General features: G+C 69.7%; 4 protein-coding genes and 1 pseudogene. 2 read left to right on the forward strand and 3 right to left on the reverse strand.

What is annotated here, in order from left to right:
* Window positions 1-509 (forward strand): helix-turn-helix transcriptional regulator (locus RIF89_RS12690; RefSeq protein ID WP_309069462.1); only part of this gene is annotated, 509 nt, incomplete at its 5' end.
* Between the two features lie 96 nt (window positions 510-605).
* Here the strand turns inward: RIF89_RS12690 and RIF89_RS12695 are convergent.
* The gene (locus tag RIF89_RS12695; protein ID WP_309069463.1) at window positions 606-1,172 is read right to left on the reverse strand and encodes a universal stress protein; all 567 of its coding nucleotides are present in this window, start codon (window positions 1,170-1,172) and stop codon (window positions 606-608) included.
* Between the two features lie 144 nt (window positions 1,173-1,316).
* On the opposite strand from RIF89_RS12695, the gene RIF89_RS12700 reads away from it, so the two are divergent.
* Complete coding sequence (locus RIF89_RS12700; protein WP_309069464.1) at window positions 1,317-1,520, forward strand: DUF3073 domain-containing protein; 204 nt, start codon at window positions 1,317-1,319, stop codon at window positions 1,518-1,520.
* A gap of 97 nt (window positions 1,521-1,617) precedes the next feature.
* Here RIF89_RS12700 and purF read toward each other — a convergent pair whose 3' ends face one another.
* Together purF and RIF89_RS12710 are read right to left on the reverse strand one after the other, a co-directional pair.
* Window positions 1,618-3,090, reverse strand: coding sequence for an amidophosphoribosyltransferase (gene purF, locus RIF89_RS12705; protein ID WP_309069465.1), 1,473 nt, complete (start codon window positions 3,088-3,090; stop codon window positions 1,618-1,620).
* A gap of 26 nt (window positions 3,091-3,116) precedes the next feature.
* Window positions 3,117-3,325: pseudogene (locus RIF89_RS12710) on the reverse strand (phosphoribosylformylglycinamidine cyclo-ligase); the annotation flags it as partial.

Raw genomic sequence — 3,325 nt, forward strand, 5'->3', positions numbered from 1 at the left:
CGGGCGGCACCTACACGCCCAGTGCGGGCACGATCTACCCGCGCCTGGCCAAGCTCGAAGAGGAGGGCCTCGTGACCAAGACCTCCGACGGCCGAAAGACCGTCTACGAGATCACGGACGCGGGGCGCGCCGAGGTGCAGGATCGCGCGGACGACATCGCCGGCATCCAGGCGGGGCTCGCGGACACCGTCCGCCTCATCGCCGACGAGGTGCGCACGAGCGTGCGCGAGGCGATGAAGAGCCTGCGCGCCGATCTCGCGGCCGCCACGAGCGAGACCCCGCACGCGACGACGCCGCCGTCACACGGCGCGGACGACGGGCGCGTGCGCTCGCGCGAGGAGCTGCACAGGGCCGAGGCGGCGATCGCGGACTTCCGCGGCCGCGTCCGCGGCGAGCTGCGCGCGCATGTCGCGCGCGGCGGCGAGCTGCAGGCGGCGGTGGTCGACGCACTCCAGGCCGGGCTCGACGCCGCGGCGACGTCGCTCAGCGAGTCGCTGCGTCGCCCCTGAGGGCCGAGGCGGAGGCGAGACGCTGAACCGCTCCGACCTCGACGCGAATGCCCCGGGAGTCCCCGGGGCATCCGCGTGCGGAACGAGGAGCGAGGATCAGCCCTCGACCTCAGGGAAGTCCTCGTGATCCTGCAGCAGCTCGCCCTGCGGCACGACGAGCAGCGGTCGGTGCTGCCGGTGCGACAGTCGCGCGGCAACGGAACCGGTGAAGAACTGCCGGATCGACTCGCCGAAGCCGCGCTTGCGGGTGCCCACCACGATGAGCTTGGCGTCGATCTTGTCGGCGAAGTGCTTGATCGCGAGGGCGGGATCGCCCACGAGCTGCCGCACCTCCCAGGTGACGGGACTGTTGACGAGCACGGACTCGGCGGCCTTGCGGACGAGTTCGAGCTCGCCCTCGCCCGCCTGCACGTTGATGTCGACGGGAGCCGAGTGCACGTAGCCGTCGGGGTCCTCATAGGTGACGAAGCGGGTGACATCCACGTGCACGACCGCCAGCGGCGCGCCGAGAAGTGCCGCGTAATGGGCGGCCTCCTGCAGCACGCGAGGCGACTGCTCCGGAATGATGGCTGCGATCACGGCACCCCGCAGGGCGGCGTCGACGGCGGACTGCTGCGCCCGCGCACTCGCGGACGGCTCATCGGTGAACGGCTGATCGGTCATCCTGCGACCCCTTCCCGGTGGCGCGGTCGGCCGAGGCGCCGAGGCCGCGTGGTATTCTGAATCCTACTCTTCACCGGCGTCCGTGCCGGTTTCCGCAGCAGCCCAGGGACAGACATCCCGGCTCAACGTGAGGGGGTCTCGCGCATGGGGCGTGGCCGTCAGAAGGCGAAGCACACCAAGCTCGCCCGCGAATTGAAGTCGTTCAGCCCGACTGTGAACTACTCGGCGCTGGAGCGCGAGCTCGGGCACCCGAGCGACGACGAAAACGAGTACGTCGACAAGTGGGCCGACATGTACGGCGACGAGAGCGACGAGGACGAGGACGAGTATCAGGCTCAGAAGGCCTGAGGCCTCTCTCCCTCTCGCGCAGTGAAGCGCCCGGCGCCGAGGCACCGGGCGCTTTCGCGTGCCGCCGGACAACGGATCAGGCGCCGCCGCATGCGCCTCAGGACGTCTGCGTGCCCTCGACCCAGGCGAGATACTCGGGCGTGACCGTGCCGGTGACGTAGCGCCCGTCGAAGCAGCTCATGTCGAGGTCGTCGAAGGTCGCCTCGCCCAGCGCGCTCTCGATGATCGCGTCCTTGAGGTCCTCGACCTCCTGGTACACGAGGTAATCGGCGCCGAGCTCCTCGGCGATCTCCGGGATCGTGCGGCCATGCGCGACCAGCTCGTGGCGTGACGGCATGTTGATGCCGTACACGTGCGGGTGGCGCACGGGAGGCGCCGCCGACGCGAAGGTCACGGACTTGGCGCCCGCGTCCCGCGCCATCTGGACGATCTGCTTGCTGGTGGTGCCGCGCACGATCGAGTCGTCGATCAGCAGCACGTTCTTGCCGCGGAACTCGCTCGACATCGCGTTGAGCTTCTGGCGCACGCTCTTCTTCCGCACGGCCTGGCCGGGCATGATGAACGTCCGGCCGACGTAGCGGTTCTTGTAGAAGCCCTCGCGATACTCGATGCCGAGCACGCGCGCGACCTCCATCGCGGCGGGGCGCGACGAGTCCGGGATCGGCATGACGACGTCGATCAGCCCGTCGGGGACATGCTTGGCGATCGTGGCGGCGAGCTTCGCGCCCATCCGCAGGCGCGACTCGTACACCGGCACGCCGTTCATGATGGAGTCCGGACGCGCCAGGTAGACGTACTCGAACGAGCACGGCAGCAGCTTCGCGTCGTCCGCGCACTGCTTGGTGTACAGGCTGCCGTCGCTCGAGATGAACACGGCCTCGCCCGGCTCGACCTCGCGGACGATCTCGTAGTCGGCGTTCTCGAGCACGAGCGACTCGCTCGTGACGACCCAGTCGTCCACGCCCTCGGGGCCCACGCGACGGCCGAGGATGAGCGGGCGGATGCCGTACGGGTCGCGGAACGCCAGCAGGCCGTAGCCCGCGATGATCGAGATCACGGCGTACGCGCCCTCGACACGCCGGTGCGTGCGAGCGACGGCCTCGAAGATCCGCTCCGGCTCCAGGTCGACCGGGCTCGTCGTCGCCTGCAGCTCGTTGGCGAGCACGTTCAGCAGCAGCTCCGTGTCGCTGGACGAGTTCAGGTGCCGGCGGTCGCGCTGCTCCATGTCCGTCGTGAGCTCGCGCGTGTTCGTGAGGTTGCCGTTGTGGATCAGGATGATGCCGTACGGCGCGTTCACGTAGAACGGCTGCATCTCCTCCTCGCTGGAGGCGGTGCCCTTGGTGGCGTAGCGCACGTGACCGAGGCCCACGTTGCCGAGCAGCGAGCGCATGTCGCGGGTCCGGAAGGCCTCGCGCACCATCCCCTGCGCCTTGTGCGTGTGCATCACGCCGCTCGGCTCGGCGGTCGCGATGCCCGTCGCATCCTGACCCCGGTGCTGAAGGAGGAGGAGCGCGTCGTAGATGTCCTGGTTGACCGGGGCGCGCCCGACCATGCCGACGATTCCGCACATAGGGGTGTTACTTCATCCGTTCTGTCTCAGAGGCGCCCGCGGGCGCTCTCCGCGTAGGTCGAGACCAGGCGCACGGCGCCGCCGTCGACGCCCTTGGCGCCCTGCTCAAACGCTTCGCCGTCCTCGGGCAGCGCGCCTTCGCGCACCACGCCGACCTGCCACGCGGGGATCCCGGTGCTCTCGATCTGGGCGATCGCCTCGGAGGCCTTGTCCGCCGAGACGACGGCCATGAAGC

Origin of the sequence: Microbacterium sp., assembly GCF_031178525.1 — a bacterium.
Classification (GTDB): domain Bacteria; phylum Actinomycetota; class Actinomycetes; order Actinomycetales; family Microbacteriaceae; genus Microbacterium.

Bases quoted from the DNA above. Each gene is read 5' to 3' on its own strand.
- RIF89_RS12695 (WP_309069463.1), bottom strand. From the start codon at position 1,172: ATGACCGATCAGCCGTTCACCGATGAGCCGTCCGCGAGTGCGCGGGCG.
- RIF89_RS12700 (WP_309069464.1), top strand. From the start codon at position 1,317: ATGGGGCGTGGCCGTCAGAAGGCGAAGCACACCAAGCTCGCCCGCGAA.
- purF (WP_309069465.1), bottom strand. From the start codon at position 3,090: ATGTGCGGAATCGTCGGCATGGTCGGGCGCGCCCCGGTCAACCAGGAC.